12 protein-coding genes are annotated in these 13002 nt (G+C 76.4%); 7 read left to right on the top strand and 5 right to left on the bottom strand.

The genetic code is table 11. The annotated features are described in order from the left end of the window. On the top strand, positions 1-706 hold a 706-nt coding region (locus VK640_04795), incomplete at its 5' end, for a lysylphosphatidylglycerol synthase domain-containing protein (protein HTE72502.1). A 62-nt stretch (positions 707-768) separates the two neighbouring features. Here VK640_04795 and VK640_04790 read toward each other — a convergent pair. After that, positions 769-1536, bottom strand: coding sequence for a class I SAM-dependent methyltransferase (locus VK640_04790; GenBank protein ID HTE72501.1), 768 nt, complete (start codon positions 1534-1536; stop codon positions 769-771). Beyond that, positions 1533-2672 (bottom strand): glycosyltransferase, encoded by a 1140-nt coding sequence (locus VK640_04785; GenBank protein HTE72500.1) that lies wholly within the window; start codon positions 2670-2672, stop codon positions 1533-1535. The genes VK640_04790 and VK640_04785 overlap by 4 nt, the downstream gene beginning before the upstream one ends. 169 nt (positions 2673-2841) lie before the next feature. Here VK640_04785 and VK640_04780 point away from each other — a divergent pair, with 169 nt between their 5' ends. The 3 genes from VK640_04780 to VK640_04770 all read left to right on the top strand — a co-directional run bounded on the left by VK640_04780 (position 2842) and on the right by VK640_04770 (position 7242). Continuing rightward, entirely contained in the window at positions 2842-4872 is a 2031-nt protein-coding gene (locus VK640_04780) for a SpoIID/LytB domain-containing protein (protein ID HTE72499.1), read from the top strand. 104 nt (positions 4873-4976) lie between these two features. Beyond that, positions 4977-6134 carry a glycosyltransferase family 1 protein gene (locus tag VK640_04775; GenBank protein HTE72498.1) on the top strand — a complete coding sequence of 386 codons (1158 nt, stop codon included), beginning with the start codon at positions 4977-4979 and terminating at the stop codon, positions 6132-6134. A gap of 22 nt (positions 6135-6156) precedes the next feature. After that, the gene (locus VK640_04770) at positions 6157-7242 is read left to right on the top strand and encodes an NDP-sugar synthase (GenBank protein ID HTE72497.1); all 1086 of its coding nucleotides are present in this window, start codon (positions 6157-6159) and stop codon (positions 7240-7242) included. 22 nt (positions 7243-7264) lie between these two features. Here the strand turns inward: VK640_04770 and VK640_04765 are convergent, their stop codons facing one another. Then, on the bottom strand, positions 7265-7978 hold the full coding sequence (locus tag VK640_04765) for a DUF3105 domain-containing protein (protein ID HTE72496.1): 714 nt from the start codon (positions 7976-7978) through the stop codon (positions 7265-7267). A 38-nt stretch (positions 7979-8016) separates the two neighbouring features. Between VK640_04765 and VK640_04760 the strand changes: the two genes are divergently transcribed. Next, complete coding sequence (locus tag VK640_04760) at positions 8017-8946, top strand: DNA-3-methyladenine glycosylase 2 family protein (protein HTE72495.1); 930 nt, start codon at positions 8017-8019, stop codon at positions 8944-8946. A gap of 24 nt (positions 8947-8970) precedes the next feature. On the opposite strand, the gene VK640_04755 is transcribed toward VK640_04760, so the two are convergent. Next, positions 8971-10257 (bottom strand): coenzyme F420-0:L-glutamate ligase, encoded by a 1287-nt coding sequence (locus VK640_04755; protein HTE72494.1) that lies wholly within the window; start codon positions 10255-10257, stop codon positions 8971-8973. After that, positions 10254-11258 (bottom strand): 2-phospho-L-lactate transferase, encoded by a 1005-nt coding sequence (cofD, locus tag VK640_04750; GenBank protein HTE72493.1) that lies wholly within the window; start codon positions 11256-11258, stop codon positions 10254-10256. Before cofD ends, VK640_04755 begins: the two co-directional genes overlap by 4 nt. A gap of 234 nt (positions 11259-11492) precedes the next feature. Between cofD and VK640_04745 the strand changes: the two genes are divergently transcribed. Together VK640_04745 and VK640_04740 are read left to right on the top strand one after the other, a co-directional pair. Further along, the gene (locus VK640_04745; protein HTE72492.1) at positions 11493-11756 is read left to right on the top strand and encodes a WhiB family transcriptional regulator; all 264 of its coding nucleotides are present in this window, start codon (positions 11493-11495) and stop codon (positions 11754-11756) included. A gap of 73 nt (positions 11757-11829) precedes the next feature. Beyond that, the coding region (locus tag VK640_04740; protein ID HTE72491.1) for a glycosyltransferase family 2 protein at positions 11830-13002 on the top strand (1173 nt) is incomplete at its 3' end.

Raw genomic sequence — 13002 nt, 5'->3', positions numbered from 1 at the left:
GCTGCCGGTGCGCCCGGCGGCCCGGCTCTTCTTCGTCACCCAGCTGGGCAAGTACCTCCCCGGCGCGGTCTGGCCGGTCCTGGCCCAGATGCGGATGGGCCGCGAGCTCGGCGTCCCCCGGCAGCGGATGGGGCTGGCCTTCCTCCTCACGCTCGGCGTCACGACGCTGGTCGGCGTCCTGCTCGGTGTCGCAGCGCTGCCCGCGCTGCTGCGCGCCGAGGGCCGCGTGGTCCTGCTCGGCCTGCTCGTGGTGCCGGTCCTGCTCGTGCTGCTCGTGCCGCAGGTCCTCAACGCGCTGCTCGACCGGGCACTGAGCCTGCTCCGCCGGCCCGGCCTGGAGGTGCCGCTGTCCGGTCGGGACGTGAGCCGGGGCGTCGGGGTGGCCGTCGTGTTCTGGGTGCTCTACTCCGGCCACGTCTGGCTGCTCGCGGTCGGCCTGGGGGCCGACCCGCTGGAGACCTTCCCGGTCGCGCTGGGCGGCTTCGCGATCGCCTTCTCGCTCGGCCCGCTGCTCGTCGTGCTGCCGGCCGGAGCCGGGGTGCGCGAGGCGGTCCTCGTGGTCCTGCTCTCCGCGGTGCTGAGCACCCCCGACGCCACCGCCGTGGCCCTGACCTCGCGCGCCCTGCTCATCCTCACCGACGGCCTGCTCGCCCTCGGCGCCGTCCTGGTGCGGAACGATCACGCCAGCGTGGTCAAGGGGACCTGACCGCGGCGAATCCGCCGCGGTCCGGGTGCAGCTGGCGCGGTCCGGCTGCCTCGGCCGTGCGATCAGGGCTTGCGGGCCCTGGCGACCAGGCCGGGGCCGGTGCGGGGGAAGCCCCGTTGGATGCCGCGGAAGGGCAGGGTGCCCAGCCGGGCCGCCGTCGCCGCCAGCGAGGTCGAGGGCTGCAGGGTGCGTCCGCTGGCGTCCGAGCGGGCCGCCGTGGTCTCGGCCGCCGTAACCGCAGCCAGCCGCCGCCGGCCGGCCGCGTTGCGCCCCACCTCGAGCAGGTAGCCGAGCGGCATCCCGAAGTGCACCAGGTCGACGTCGGAGAGCCCGGCCGCGCGCAACCGGTCACGCAGCACCGGGGGGTCGTAGCGACGGAAGTGGCCGACCATCTCGTCAGCCGCGCCGAAGCGCCGCTGCCAGGCCGGGGTGGAGAGCAGCATCGTGCCGCCCGGGCGCAGCCGGGCCGCCCACTCGGCCAGCGCCGCGGCGTCGTCCTCGATGTGCTCGATGACCTCGAACGCGCAGACCAGGTCGAACGACTCGTCGGCGCCGAGGGCAGCCAGGTCGCCCCGGCGCACCTCGCCGCACCCCCCGGCGGCCGCCAGCCGCTGCTGGGCGACTCCGGCCGAGGTGCCGTCCGGCTCCACGCCGAGGTAGTCGTAGTCCTGGGCCAGCCGGGCGCCGAAGCCGCCCTGCCCGCAGCCCACCTCGAGCACCCGCAGGGTCCGGTCCGGCGGCGGGAGGAGCCGCGAGACGACGGCCCAGCGCAGCCAGGCGTTGGGGCTCAGCGGCGGCAGCAGCACCGACCCGTGGCGCTGATCGGTCACGAGGGCACCTCCGGGGGGACGAGGGAGCGCAGGCGCGCGTCCAGGGGCCGCACCACGGCGTCGGGGGTGAACCGCTCGGCGGCCAGCGCCCGGGCGGCGGCGCGAGCGTCGGCCAGCCGGCCGCGGTCGGCCGCCAGGTCGCGCAGCGCACCCGCCAGGGCCCGGTGCTCGCCGGGCGGCACCAGGACGGCCGCCCCGTCGAGCACCCGCCGCTGCGGCGGGGTGTCCGACGTGACGATGGCGCACCCGGCCGCGGCGCCCTGGAACACCTTGTTCGGCACCACCCGGGTCGCCTTGGCAGCGCTGCCGAAGATGCCGAGGCACACGTCGTGGCCGGCCACGAGCGCCGGCAGCTCGTCGGCGGGCACCCAGTCGCGCCAGGTCACCCGCTCGTTGGCCACGGCCAGCCGGCGGGTCGCGGCCAGGTCCTGCCCGCTGCCCACCATCGTCACCTCGACCGGCTCGTGCGCGAGCTCGCCGAGCGCCGCGCCGATCACCGGCGCGCCCTGCAGCGGCGTGAACAGCCCGAAGAACACCACCCGCAGCGGGTCGTCCGGCGCCCCGGGTGCACGGTCGGGCTCCTGCGCGACGTACCACTCCTGCGGCGCACCGACGTCGACGACCAGCGCCCGGCGCCGCGCCGCCTCCGGTAGTGCGCTCCGGTGCTCCTCGGTGTCGACGACGACCACGTCGGCCGCGGCCAGCGCCGCGTCGTCCAGCGCGCGCAGCAGCCGCTGGCGACGGCCGCCCGCCACGCCCCGGTCGGTGGCCGTGTCGCTCGCGCCGATCAGGTGGTCCAGGACGACGGGTACGTGCGGGAAGAGCCGCCGGGCGAGCAGCACGTCGAAGTGGCCGAGGTAGCCGACGACGACCGCGTCCGGCGCGTGGCCGGGGGAGCGCCCGCGCCGGTAGGGCCGGGACCGCCGCCAGAGCGCCCACCAGCAGCGCGCCAGCCGCCAGCCGAGCAGCGGCAGGCCGGCCGGGTTGCGCAGCATCCCCAGCCGCTGGGCGGTCGAGAGGCCGAGCGGCTCGTCGCACTCGTGCACGCCGTGGCCGTGCGCCCGCAGCCCGTCGCGCAGGACCGCCACCCGGGGGTGCGCCGCCGCGTCGTACGTGCCGAAGAACAGGAGGCGCATCGCGCCACACCCTAGCCAGCAGGCGTGAACCGGTCCGCCCCCGCCCGCGTCGGCTTATCGTGGACGGTCTGCACCGCAGTCCCAGCAGCCTCACCGGCCCCAACAGTGTCCGAACTAGCCGCAGCAGTCTCCGACAGGCCCAGCAGCCTCCGACCGAGAGGTCACCCGCATGCCCCGTCTCCCCCGCGTCTGCCTCGCGCTCGGCCTGGCGCTCGGGCTCGCCGTGGCGCTGCCCGGCAGCGGGCTGGTGCCGGGCCCGACGGTCCGCGCCGCGGCCGCCGAGTGCCCGGCCTCCGGCGGGGCGGCGCTGCCGCGCGCGTCGGCGTCGGGCGACGTCGTCTTCCGCGGCGGCGGGTGGGGGCACGGCCTGGGCATGAGCCAGTACGGCGCGCAGGGTGCGGCGCGGCTCGGCTGCTCCTACGACCAGATCCTGCGCCGCTACTACACCGGGACCGAGGTGCGCGCGGCGGCGATGCCGCCCACGGTGCGGCTGCGGATGCTCGACGGCGGCTACCGGGTCGACGTGGCCGCGGAGGGCGGGCCGCTCGGCTGGGCGCTCGAGGGCTGCACCGGCCCGACGCCCGCGGACCCGGCCGCCGCCCCGTGCCCTCCGCAGCAGCCCGCCGGCGCGGACTGGCAGCTGCGCCTGGACGACACCGGCACCCGCTTCGTACTCCACGACCTCGGCGTCACGCCGAAGGCCGTCGTCTGGCAGGGCGGCTCGGCGACGCAGGCGCTCCGTCTCGTGCAGGCCGGCACGGTGGCCCACCTCACGACCTGGCGCGGATCGAGCATCTACCTGGACCGCTGGTTGCGCTGGGACTGGACCCGGTTCACCCTCGACGGTGCCGGGATCGACGCCGTCCAGACCATCGAGGCGTCGGCCGACGGGCCGGCGATGGACAAGTACCTGTGGGGCATCGCCGAGGTCCCGGCCTCGTTCCCGCCGGAGGCCCTGAAGGCCCAGGCGGTGGCCGCGCGGACGTACGCCGCGAAGCGGGCCGGCCGGGTGCTCATGCCGACGCCGGCCGACCAGAACTACACCGGCTGGAAGAAGGAGACGGAGGGCACCGACGGGGTCTGGGGCGCCCGCTGGCGCAGCGCGGTGGACGCCACCTCGGGGCAGGTGGTCGCGCTGGCCGCCGGTGGGCCGCTCATCGACGCCTTCTACTCCTCGTCGATGGGTGGGCACACCGAGGACGAGCGCTACGTCTGGGGCGTCGACTCGCCGTTCCTCCGCGCGGTCGACGACTCGCGCTGGGACCTCGCTTCGGGCAACCCGTCGGACAAGCGGTCGTGGGCCAGGGCGTTCTCCTGGTCGACCCTCGCGCAGCGGCTCGGCTTCACCCAGCTCAGCTCGATCTCGGTGCCGAAGCGCGGGTCGGACGCGCGGGTGGCCGGCGTGCGGGTGCGCGGCCTCAAGGGCGGCGAGCTGGTCACCACCTACCTCGAGGGGTGGGACGTGCGCGAGGCGCTCGGCCTGCTCTCGCCCGGGTTCACCGTGTCGCTCGCCCGCATCGGCGGGGCCGGTGCGCAGCCGCTGGTCGGTGACTGGGACGGTGACGGGCGCGATCAGCCGGGTTGGTTCCGCAACGGGCGGGTCGCCCTGCAGATGACCGGCCCGGCCGGAGCCTGGGTCAGCCGGTTCCGCTACGGAGCGGCCGGCGACGTCGCGGTGGTGGGCGACTGGGACGCCGACGGCGACGACGACCTCGGTGTCTACCGCGGCGGGAGCTGGCTGCTGCGGGCCGGCCTGACCGCGGGCCCGCCGACCACGACCGTCGCGTTCGGCGCCGCGGGGGACCGCCCGGTCGTCGGGTCGTGGAACGGCTCGGACCTCGGCATCGGGGTGGTCCGCGGCAGCCGGTGGCGGCTGCGCGACACCGTGACGAGCGGTCCGACGCAGCGCTCGTTCCGCTACGGGCGCGCCACCGACACCCCGGTCGTCGGCGACTGGAACGGGGTCGGGCCGACCGGCGTCGGCGTCGAGCGGGACGGTCGGTGGCTGCTGCGCAACCGGCTGTCCGGCGGCCCGGCCGGGACCGTCGTCGACTTCGGTGCGGCCACCGGCCGCCCGGTGGCGGGCAGCTGGACCGGTGTGGCGCGCGACTCGGTGGGCATGGTCCGCGGGACCACGTTCCGGCTGCGGGCCACGACGGCGCGGCGGTCGGCCGTGGAGACGCGGGTCTTCGTGGGATGACGTGCCACGCCGTCGTGCAACGGCGGCGTAGGCTTCGACAGGTGGTGCGCGCCGCAGTGGCGCGCCGGGACGAGCAGGACAGGAGCGCGACGCGGGTGGCGGCAGTGTCGACCGGGCCGGGTGCGGCGCCGCGCGTCCTTCTCGACGCCACCGCAGTCCCGGCCGACCGGGGCGGCGTCGGTCGTTACGTCGACGGCCTGGTCGCCGGGCTCTCGGCGGGCGGCCAGTCGCTGGTCGTGGTCTGCCAGCGCTCCGACGCCGAGCGGTTCAGCCGGGTCGCGGCCGGCGACGCCGAGATCGTGCCCGGGCCGTCGGCGATCTCGCACCGGCCGGCCCGGCTGGCCTGGGAGCAGACCGGCCTGCCGCTCGTCGCGCAGCAGGTGGGTGCCGACCTCATCCACTCGCCCTACTACACGATGCCGCTGCACGCGCCGGTGCCGGTCGTGGTGACCCTGCACGACGTGACGTTCTTCTCCGAGCCCGAGCTGCACAGCGCGGTCCGCACCGGCTTCTACCGGTCCGCGACGCGCACCGCGGTCCGCCGCGCCGCGCGCGTCGTCGTGCCCTCCCAGGCGACCCGCGACGAGCTGGTCCGGCTGCTCGACGCCGACCCCGCGCGCATCGACGTGGCCCTGCACGGCGTCGACCTCGACACCTTCCACCCGCCGTCGGACGCCGAGTGCCACCGGGTCGCCAGCCGGCTCGGTCTGCACGGCCGCCCGTACGTCGCCTTCCTCGGCGTGCTCGAGCGCCGCAAGAACGTCCCCGACCTGGTGCGCGGCTGGGTGCGGGCCGTCGACGGACTGGACGACGCGCCGGCGCTCGTGCTGGCAGGCAGCAGCGGGTGGGACGACGGCGTCGACCAGGCGGTGGCCGAGGTGCCGAGCCACCTCAAGGTGGTGCGACCGGGATTCCTGCGGCCGGCCGACCTGCCGGGCCTGCTCGGCGGCGCCATGGTCGTCGCCTACCCCAGCAAGGCCGAGGGCTTCGGCCTGCCGGTCCTCGAGGCGATGGCCTGCGGGGCCGCGGTGCTCACCGCACGGCGGCTCTCGCTCCCCGAGGTCGGCGGCGACGCGGTGGCCTACACCGAGCCCGACGTCGACAGCATCGCGACCTCGCTGCGCGATCTCATCCTGGACGAGGACCGGCGCCGCCGGCTCTCCCTCTCCGGTCAGGAGCGGGCCAAGGAGTTCACCTGGGCCGCGTCGGCGCAGGCCCACGTCGAGACCTACCGGCGCGCGGCGGCCGGCGTCTCCGTCTGACGTGCCGGCGACTGCTCCCCGGGTGACCCCCGAGGCCGTCGTCCTGGTCGGCGGCAAGGGCACCCGGCTGCGCCCCCTGACCGTCGGGACGCCCAAGCCGATGCTGCCGACCGCCGGCGTCCCTTTCCTGCACCACGTGCTGGCGAAAGCCCGCGCGGCCGGTGTCGAGCACGTCGTACTGGCCACGTCGTACCGCCCCGAGGTCTTCGAGGAGGGCCTCGGTGACGGCTCGGCGCTCGGGCTGCGCGTCGACTACGTCACCGAGGAGGAGCCACTGGGCACCGGCGGCGGCATCCGCAACGTCGCCGGCCTTCTCGAGGGCGGCCCCGACGACCCGGTCGTCGTCCTCAACGGCGACGTGCTCTCCGGTCACGACCTCGCCGCCCAGGTCGAGCGGCACGTGCAGGCCGGCGCCGACGTGACGCTCCACCTCACCGAGGTCGAGGACCCGCGGGCGTTCGGCTGCGTGCCGACCGACGAGCAGGGCCGGGTGACCGCCTTCCTGGAGAAGACGCCGGACCCGGTGACCAACCAGGTCAACGCCGGCTGCTACGTCTTCCGCCGGTCGGTCGTCGACGGCATCCCGGCCGGGCGGCCGGTGTCGGTGGAGCGCGAGACCTTTCCCGGCCTGATCGAGTCCGGCGCCCTCGTTCTGGGCCACGTCGAGACCGCCTACTGGGCCGACCTCGGCACGCCGGCCGCCTTCGTCCGCGGGTCGTGCGACCTGGTGCTCGGCGTCGTCGCGTCACCGGCCCTGCCCGGCCCCACGGGGGAGGCGCTGCTGCTCCCCGGTGCGGAGGTCGACCCGACGGCGAGGGTGTCCGGAGGCACCACGGTCGGTGCCGGGGCCCGCGTCGAGGCGGGCGCGACGGTCGACGGCAGCGTGCTGCTCGACGCGGCGGTCGTGTCGGCCGGCGCGACCGTGCGCGACTCGGTGGTCGGTGAGGGCGCCGTCGTGGGCCGGGGCTGCCGGCTCGTCGGCGTCGTCGTCGGCGACCGTGGGGTCGTGGGCGAGGGCTGCGAGCTCACCGACGGCGCCCGGGTGTGGTGCGACGCCGAGCTGCCGGCGTACGCCCTGCGGTTCTCGCCGGACGAGTCCCCGCTCTAGGCGACCGGGCGGCCGGTCGCTGCTAGGCGGCGTTGGGCTCCGGTGCGTCGCTGGCCGGGAACTTCTCGATGAAGTCCGCGACCACCGCGCCGCTGACCTTGCCGCACAGCTGGCGGTGGCCCTGCTCGGCGCCCCAGTGCGACAGGGCGACGTGCTTGCCCTGCGGGAAGTCGCCGTAGGCGTCGTCCCAGGCGGAGACGATGAACTTCTGGTTCGGTCCCACGTTGTCGTCGGCCCGGGCACTCTCCGCGAGGTCCTCGAGCGCGTCGAGCTGGGCGCCCTCGATCGTGTCGTCGTACCAGAGGATCGTGTAGCCGTGCTCGAGGTTGTGGACGAGCTGCTCCATCTGGGGCCGGTCCCGCTCGGTGTAGAACGCGCGCGCCGGGAAGGCCGGGGCCGACCAGTGCGAGCCGGAGGACGGCGGCACCTGCGCGTAGTCGAGGACCGTGCCGTCGGGCTTGTGGTCGTTGCCACCGGTGGCCGGGTCGTCGGTGGGGGGCGAGCAGTTGGCGGCCGCCGCGCTGACGCCGAAGGACGCCAGGTCCTTCTTGGCCGGGTCGTCGCGCGAGTCGAGGTAGGCCGGGATCGCGGCCGCCGCGACCAGCCCCAGGCCGACCACGGCGGCGATCACGATGAACAGCAGGCTCTTCCTGCGCTCCTTGGCCTGTTCGGCCTTGCGCATCGCCTCGATCTTGGCGCGGCGGTCGCGCTCCTGCTGCTTGGTCTTGTTGGCCACCGGCGGATTCTACGCAACCCGGCTGTGAGACTGGTGCCGTGACCGCGGACCCGCTCGTGCGCCGCTGGCGGCCGGCGCGCCCGCTGGACCTGCCGGCGGTCCTCGGGCCGCTGCGACGCGGGCCGGGCGACCCGACGTTCCGCTACGTCCCCGGCGCCGGCGTCTGGCGGGCGACCCGCACGCCGGACGGCCCGGCGACGACGGCGATCCGCGTCGACGTGGCCCTCGGCGTTGTCGAGGCGCGGGCCTGGGGCCCCGGCGCCGCCTGGTCGGTCGAGAGCGCGCCGGACCTGGTCGGCGAGTCCGACGACCCGACCGGGTTCGTCCCCGGGCACCCGGTGCTGCGGGAGGCCTGGCGCCGCCACCCCGGCTGGCGGGTGCCGCGGTCCGGCCAGGTGCTCGAGGCGCTGGTGCCCGCTGTCCTGGAGCAGAAGGTGACCGGCCGCGAGGCCTGGCGCGGCTTCCGGTCGCTGGTGCGGCGCTACGGCGAGCCGGCTCCCGGGCCGGTCGACCAGGTGCCCGGCGGGCTCCGGGTTCCACCCTCCGGACGGACCTGGGCCGGGGTGCCGTCGTGGGAGTGGCACCGGGCCGGCGTGGACCAGTCCCGGTCGCGCACCGTCGTCACCGCGGCCCGGTCGGCCGGCCGGCTCGAGACGCTGGCCGGGTTGGACCCCGCCGAGGCGAGCGGCCGGCTGCGCTCCCTGCCCGGTGTCGGCGTCTGGACCGCCGCCGAGGTCGCCCAGCGGGCGCTGGGCGACGCGGACGCGGTGTCGGTGGGCGACTACCACCTGTCCTCGCTGGTCGGGCAGGCGCTGGTGGGCGAGCCGGTCGACGACGACGCGATGCTCCAGCTGCTCGAGCCCTACCGCGGCCACCGCTACCGCGCGGTGCGGCTGGTCGAGCTGTCCGGCGTACGTCCGGAGCGGCACGGGCCGCGCTACGCGGGGCGCGACTACCGCGCGATGTGACGCGGCGGACGTGACAGCCCGGGCTCAGACGATGCGGAGGAACGCCTCGGGGTCGCGCGGCGGGCGATCGGGTGCGGGCGAGGCCGGGTGCCCGACGGCGACGGCGCCCATCGGGTCCCAGTCGCCGGGCAGGTCGAGCACGCCGCGCACGACGTCGCGGCAGAACATCGTGCTGCTCACCCAGGCCGAGCCGAGCCCCTCGACGGCCAGGCCGACCAGGAGGTTCTGCACGCCGGCGCCGGTGGCGACCACGAACATCTCGCGCTCGGCGGCCGAGCGCCGCTCGTCCGGGTAGTCGTGCATGCCCTCGCGCACCAGGCACGGCACCACCAGCAGCGGGGCGCCCCGCAGCACGTCGCCGCGCCGGACCCGTCTGGCGACCTGCTCCTCGGTGAAGCCGTCGCGGCGCAGATCGGCGACCCAGGCCTCCAGCATCGCGTCGAGCAGCCGGGTCCGGCGCTCGGCGTCGGTGACCACTACGAAGCGCCAGGGCGTGGTGTGGTGCGGCGCCGGGGCGGTGACCGCGGCGGCCACTGACCGCCGCACCGCGGCCAGGTCGACGGGGTCGTCGGTGAAGGACCGGACGGTGCGACGGGCCGGGAGCACGTCGTGGGCGCCCAGCCGGAACATGTCCTCGGCGGCCGGACGTACCAGCGCCGCGGCACCCGGGCCGTCGCCGGCACCGACCCGGGCGGCCAGCCCGCGCACCACCGCGATCGGCCGCCGGGCCAGCTTCCCCTTGACCAGGTCGGCGGCCGCGGCGAGCTCGTCGGCGGTCGCGGTGACCGTGACGTCGAGCACGTTGCCGTGCCCGTCGTCGCGGCCCCGAAGGTCCTCGAGCGGCTCCAGCCCCGCGACCCCGACCGCCTGGTCGACCAGGCCGAGCCGCCACGGCCGGCCCATCGTGTCGGTGACGACGACGGCGACGTCGGCGCCGGTCAGCTCGAGCAGTCGGGCGCGCAACCGCCGGGCCGAGCCGTCCGGGTCGACCGGGAGCAGGGCGAGCTGACCGGGCGCGACGCCGCTCGCGTCCACCCCGGCCGCCGCCAGCACGAAGCCGTGCCGGGTCTCGACCACCCGGGTCGGCCCACGGCTGGCCACGATCCGCACCGTCTCGGCGGTCACCGCCTCGTCGCGGTCCATCGCCACGACCCGGCCCTCCGCCTTGGACACCACCTTGGAGGTGACGACGACGACGTCCCCGTCGGCGAGCGGGGTCGTCTTCAGCGCGTCGGCGGCCAGCGCGGCCAGGTCGTCGCCCGCCGCGACCTCGGGCACGCCGTCCGGGGCCCAGATCTCCAGCCGGGTCATGCGGCCCGCGGCCGCAGCGTGCAAGAGAGCTCCAGCGCGGCCCTGGCCATGTCTGCTGCGCGCTGCGGGTCGGGCATCAGCAGGGGTACTGCGCGACAGCTGATGCCGGCGGCCTCGACGTCGGCCACCGCGTCCGCGTCCTGCTCGTCGACCAGCCACCCGTCGAGCAGCCCGCCCGAGGACCGGCCGCCGTAGTGGCGGGCCACCGCGGCAGCCGTGCTCTGCACCCCGATCGCGGCGAGGACCTTGTCGGCCATGCCGCGCACCGGTGCGCCGCCGACGATCGGCGACAGGCCGACGACCGGCGCCGGCGTGGCGGCCAGGGCCTCGCGGATGCCGGGCACGGCAAGGACGGTCCCGATGCTCACGACCGGGTTGGATGGAGGGAGCAGCACCAGGTCGGCGGCGGCGACCGCCTGGAGGACGCCGGGGCCGGGCCTGGCCTGCTCCGCGCCGACCGCGACCACCTCGTGGGCGGGCGGCGCGGCGTGCAGCCGCACCCAGTACTCCTGGAAGTGCACCGCCCGCCGACCGCCGGGCGCCTCGAGGTCGTCGATGACCACGTGGGTCTCGACCCGGTCGTCGCTCATCGGCAGCAGCCGGACGCCCAGCCGGTCCAGGCCCCAGCGGGAGCACAGCGCCTGGGTGACCTCGCCGAGCGGGTAGCCGGCGTCGAGCATCTGGGTGCGCAGGACGTGGGTGGCCAGGTCACGGTCGCCCAGCCCGAACCACTGCGGCCCGGCGCCGTATGCGGCCAGCTCGTCGCGCACCGCGAACGTCTCGTCGGCCCGGCCCCAGCCCTGCTCCTCGTGGATGCCGCCGCCGAGGGTGTACATGACCGTGTCGAGGTCGGGACAGACCCGCAGGCCGAACAGCGTGATGTCGTCGCCGGTGTTGCCGATGACCACGACCTCGGTGGGCTGGTCGGAGGTGGCGGCGAGCAGGCCACGCAGGAAGCGGGCGCCGCCGATGCCGCCGGCCGGGACCACGATGGTGCGCACGCTCACGAGTCTCCCGTGCCCGGCGCGGCGGTGCCGCGGGGGGTCCTCCGTTCGGGTGATGCGTGGCCGCCGGTCGGCCGGTCCGCACGGGTGGGCGGTGGTGAATATCACCTTACGGCTTGACGGCAAAGCACTGACGCGCGTGTAATTCCACCAGTGTCATTCGTGTCGTCAAGGGCCGGAGGTCCTCCCGGTGGGGATCCCGGCCAGGTCACAGGGTCGAGGAGGCACGCCATGGGCGAGGTGTTCCCGCTCATCGACGGGACCGAGGACGAGGGTGAGGGCGACTGGGCCGAGCGGGCCCTCTGCGCCCAGACCGACCCGGAGGCCTTCTTCCCGGAGAAGGGGGGCTCGACCCGGGAGGCCAAGAAGGTCTGCCTCGGCTGCGACGTCCGGTCGGAGTGCCTGGACTACGCGCTGGCCAACGACGAGCGCTTCGGCATCTGGGGCGGGCTCTCCGAGCGTGAGCGGCGACGGCTGAAGAAGAGCGCGGTCTAGCGCCCTTCTCTGCCCGGCCGCCCGGCCGGGCACCTGACCCGCCGCACCCTCCTGCTCCCTTAGGTTGGGGCCGATGCCGACGACCCCTGCGCCGACTCCCGAGCCGGCGGCTCCTGTCGTCGTGACGGCGGTCGTCGTGGCCCACGACGGCGCCCGTTGGCTGCCCGGGCTGCAGGCGGCCGTCAGCGCCCAGTCCCGGCCCCCGGACCGGCTCGTCGCGGCGGACACCGGCAGCACCGACGGCAGCGCGGACCGGCTCGTCGACTGGCTGGGGCCGGAGGCCGTGGCGACCTGCGACCGGGCCGCCGGCTTCGGGGCCGCGGTGACGGCCGCGCTGCAGACCGGGCCCGCGACCTCGGCGACGCCCGACTGGCTATGGCTGCTGCACGACGACTGCATGCCCGAGCCCGGCGCGCTGGCGGCCCTGCTCGGCGAGGTGGCCCGGGACCCCTCGGTCGCGGTGGCCGGGCCCAAGGTCCGCGCGCTGGGCGCCGACGCCGGCCTGCTGCTCGAGGTCGGCGTCACCATCGCCCGCAGCGGCCGCCGGGAGACGATGCTCGAGCGCCGCGAGCGAGACCAGGGCCAGCACGACGGGGTGCACCGGGTGCTGGCCGTCGGCACCGCCGGGATGCTGGTGCGGCGTGACGTCTGGGACGAGCTCGGCGGCTTCGACCCTCGGCTCCCGCTGCTGCGCGACGACGTCGACCTGGGCTGGCGGGCGAACCTGGCCGGGCACCGGGTCGTCTGTGTCACCGACGCGGTCGTCGGCCACGCCGAGGCCGCCACCCGGCGCCGCCGGCAGGTCCGCGCCGGCCGGCACCGGCTGCACCGGCTGGACCGCCAGCACGCGCTGCACGTCCTGCTCGCCAACCTCCCGCTGCTGCACCTACCGGTCGCGCTGGTCGCTCTCACGCTGGGCTCGCTGGTCCGCTCGCTGGGCTACCTCGTCGGCAAGCTGCCCCGCCACGCCGCCGACGAGCTGGGGGCCCTGCTCGCGGTGGTCGGCCGGCCGGACCGGCTGGTGGCCGCGCGCCGGCGTCGACGGCGCACCCGGCAGGTTCCGGCGCGCTCGGTCCTGCGGCTGCTCGCGCCGCGGTCGGCCGGCCTGCGGCACCTGATGGAGACGGCCGCCCTGGTGACCGGCACCGGGGCGGGTGACGTGGCGGGTGGCCGGCACCGCGGGGCGGCCCGCGGCCCGTCCCGCCCGGGGACCGCCGCTCCCTCGACCGGGCCGACGTCCGAGGAG

It is taken from the genome of Actinomycetes bacterium (assembly GCA_035489715.1).
Lineage (GTDB): Bacteria > Actinomycetota > Actinomycetes > JACCUZ01 > JACCUZ01 > DATHAP01.
The sequence above is the reverse complement of the archived record's forward strand: the minus strand, read 5'-3'. Positions and strand labels throughout refer to the sequence as shown.

Coding starts and splice junctions, on each gene's coding strand:
- VK640_04785 (HTE72500.1), bottom strand. CDS start 2,672: ATGCGCCTCCTGTTCTTCGGCACGTACGACGCGGCGGCGCACCCCCGG.
- VK640_04755 (HTE72494.1), bottom strand. CDS start 10,257: ATGACCCGGCTGGAGATCTGGGCCCCGGACGGCGTGCCCGAGGTCGCG.
- VK640_04745 (HTE72492.1), top strand. CDS start 11,493: ATGGGCGAGGTGTTCCCGCTCATCGACGGGACCGAGGACGAGGGTGAG.
- VK640_04780 (HTE72499.1), top strand. CDS start 2,842: ATGCCCCGTCTCCCCCGCGTCTGCCTCGCGCTCGGCCTGGCGCTCGGG.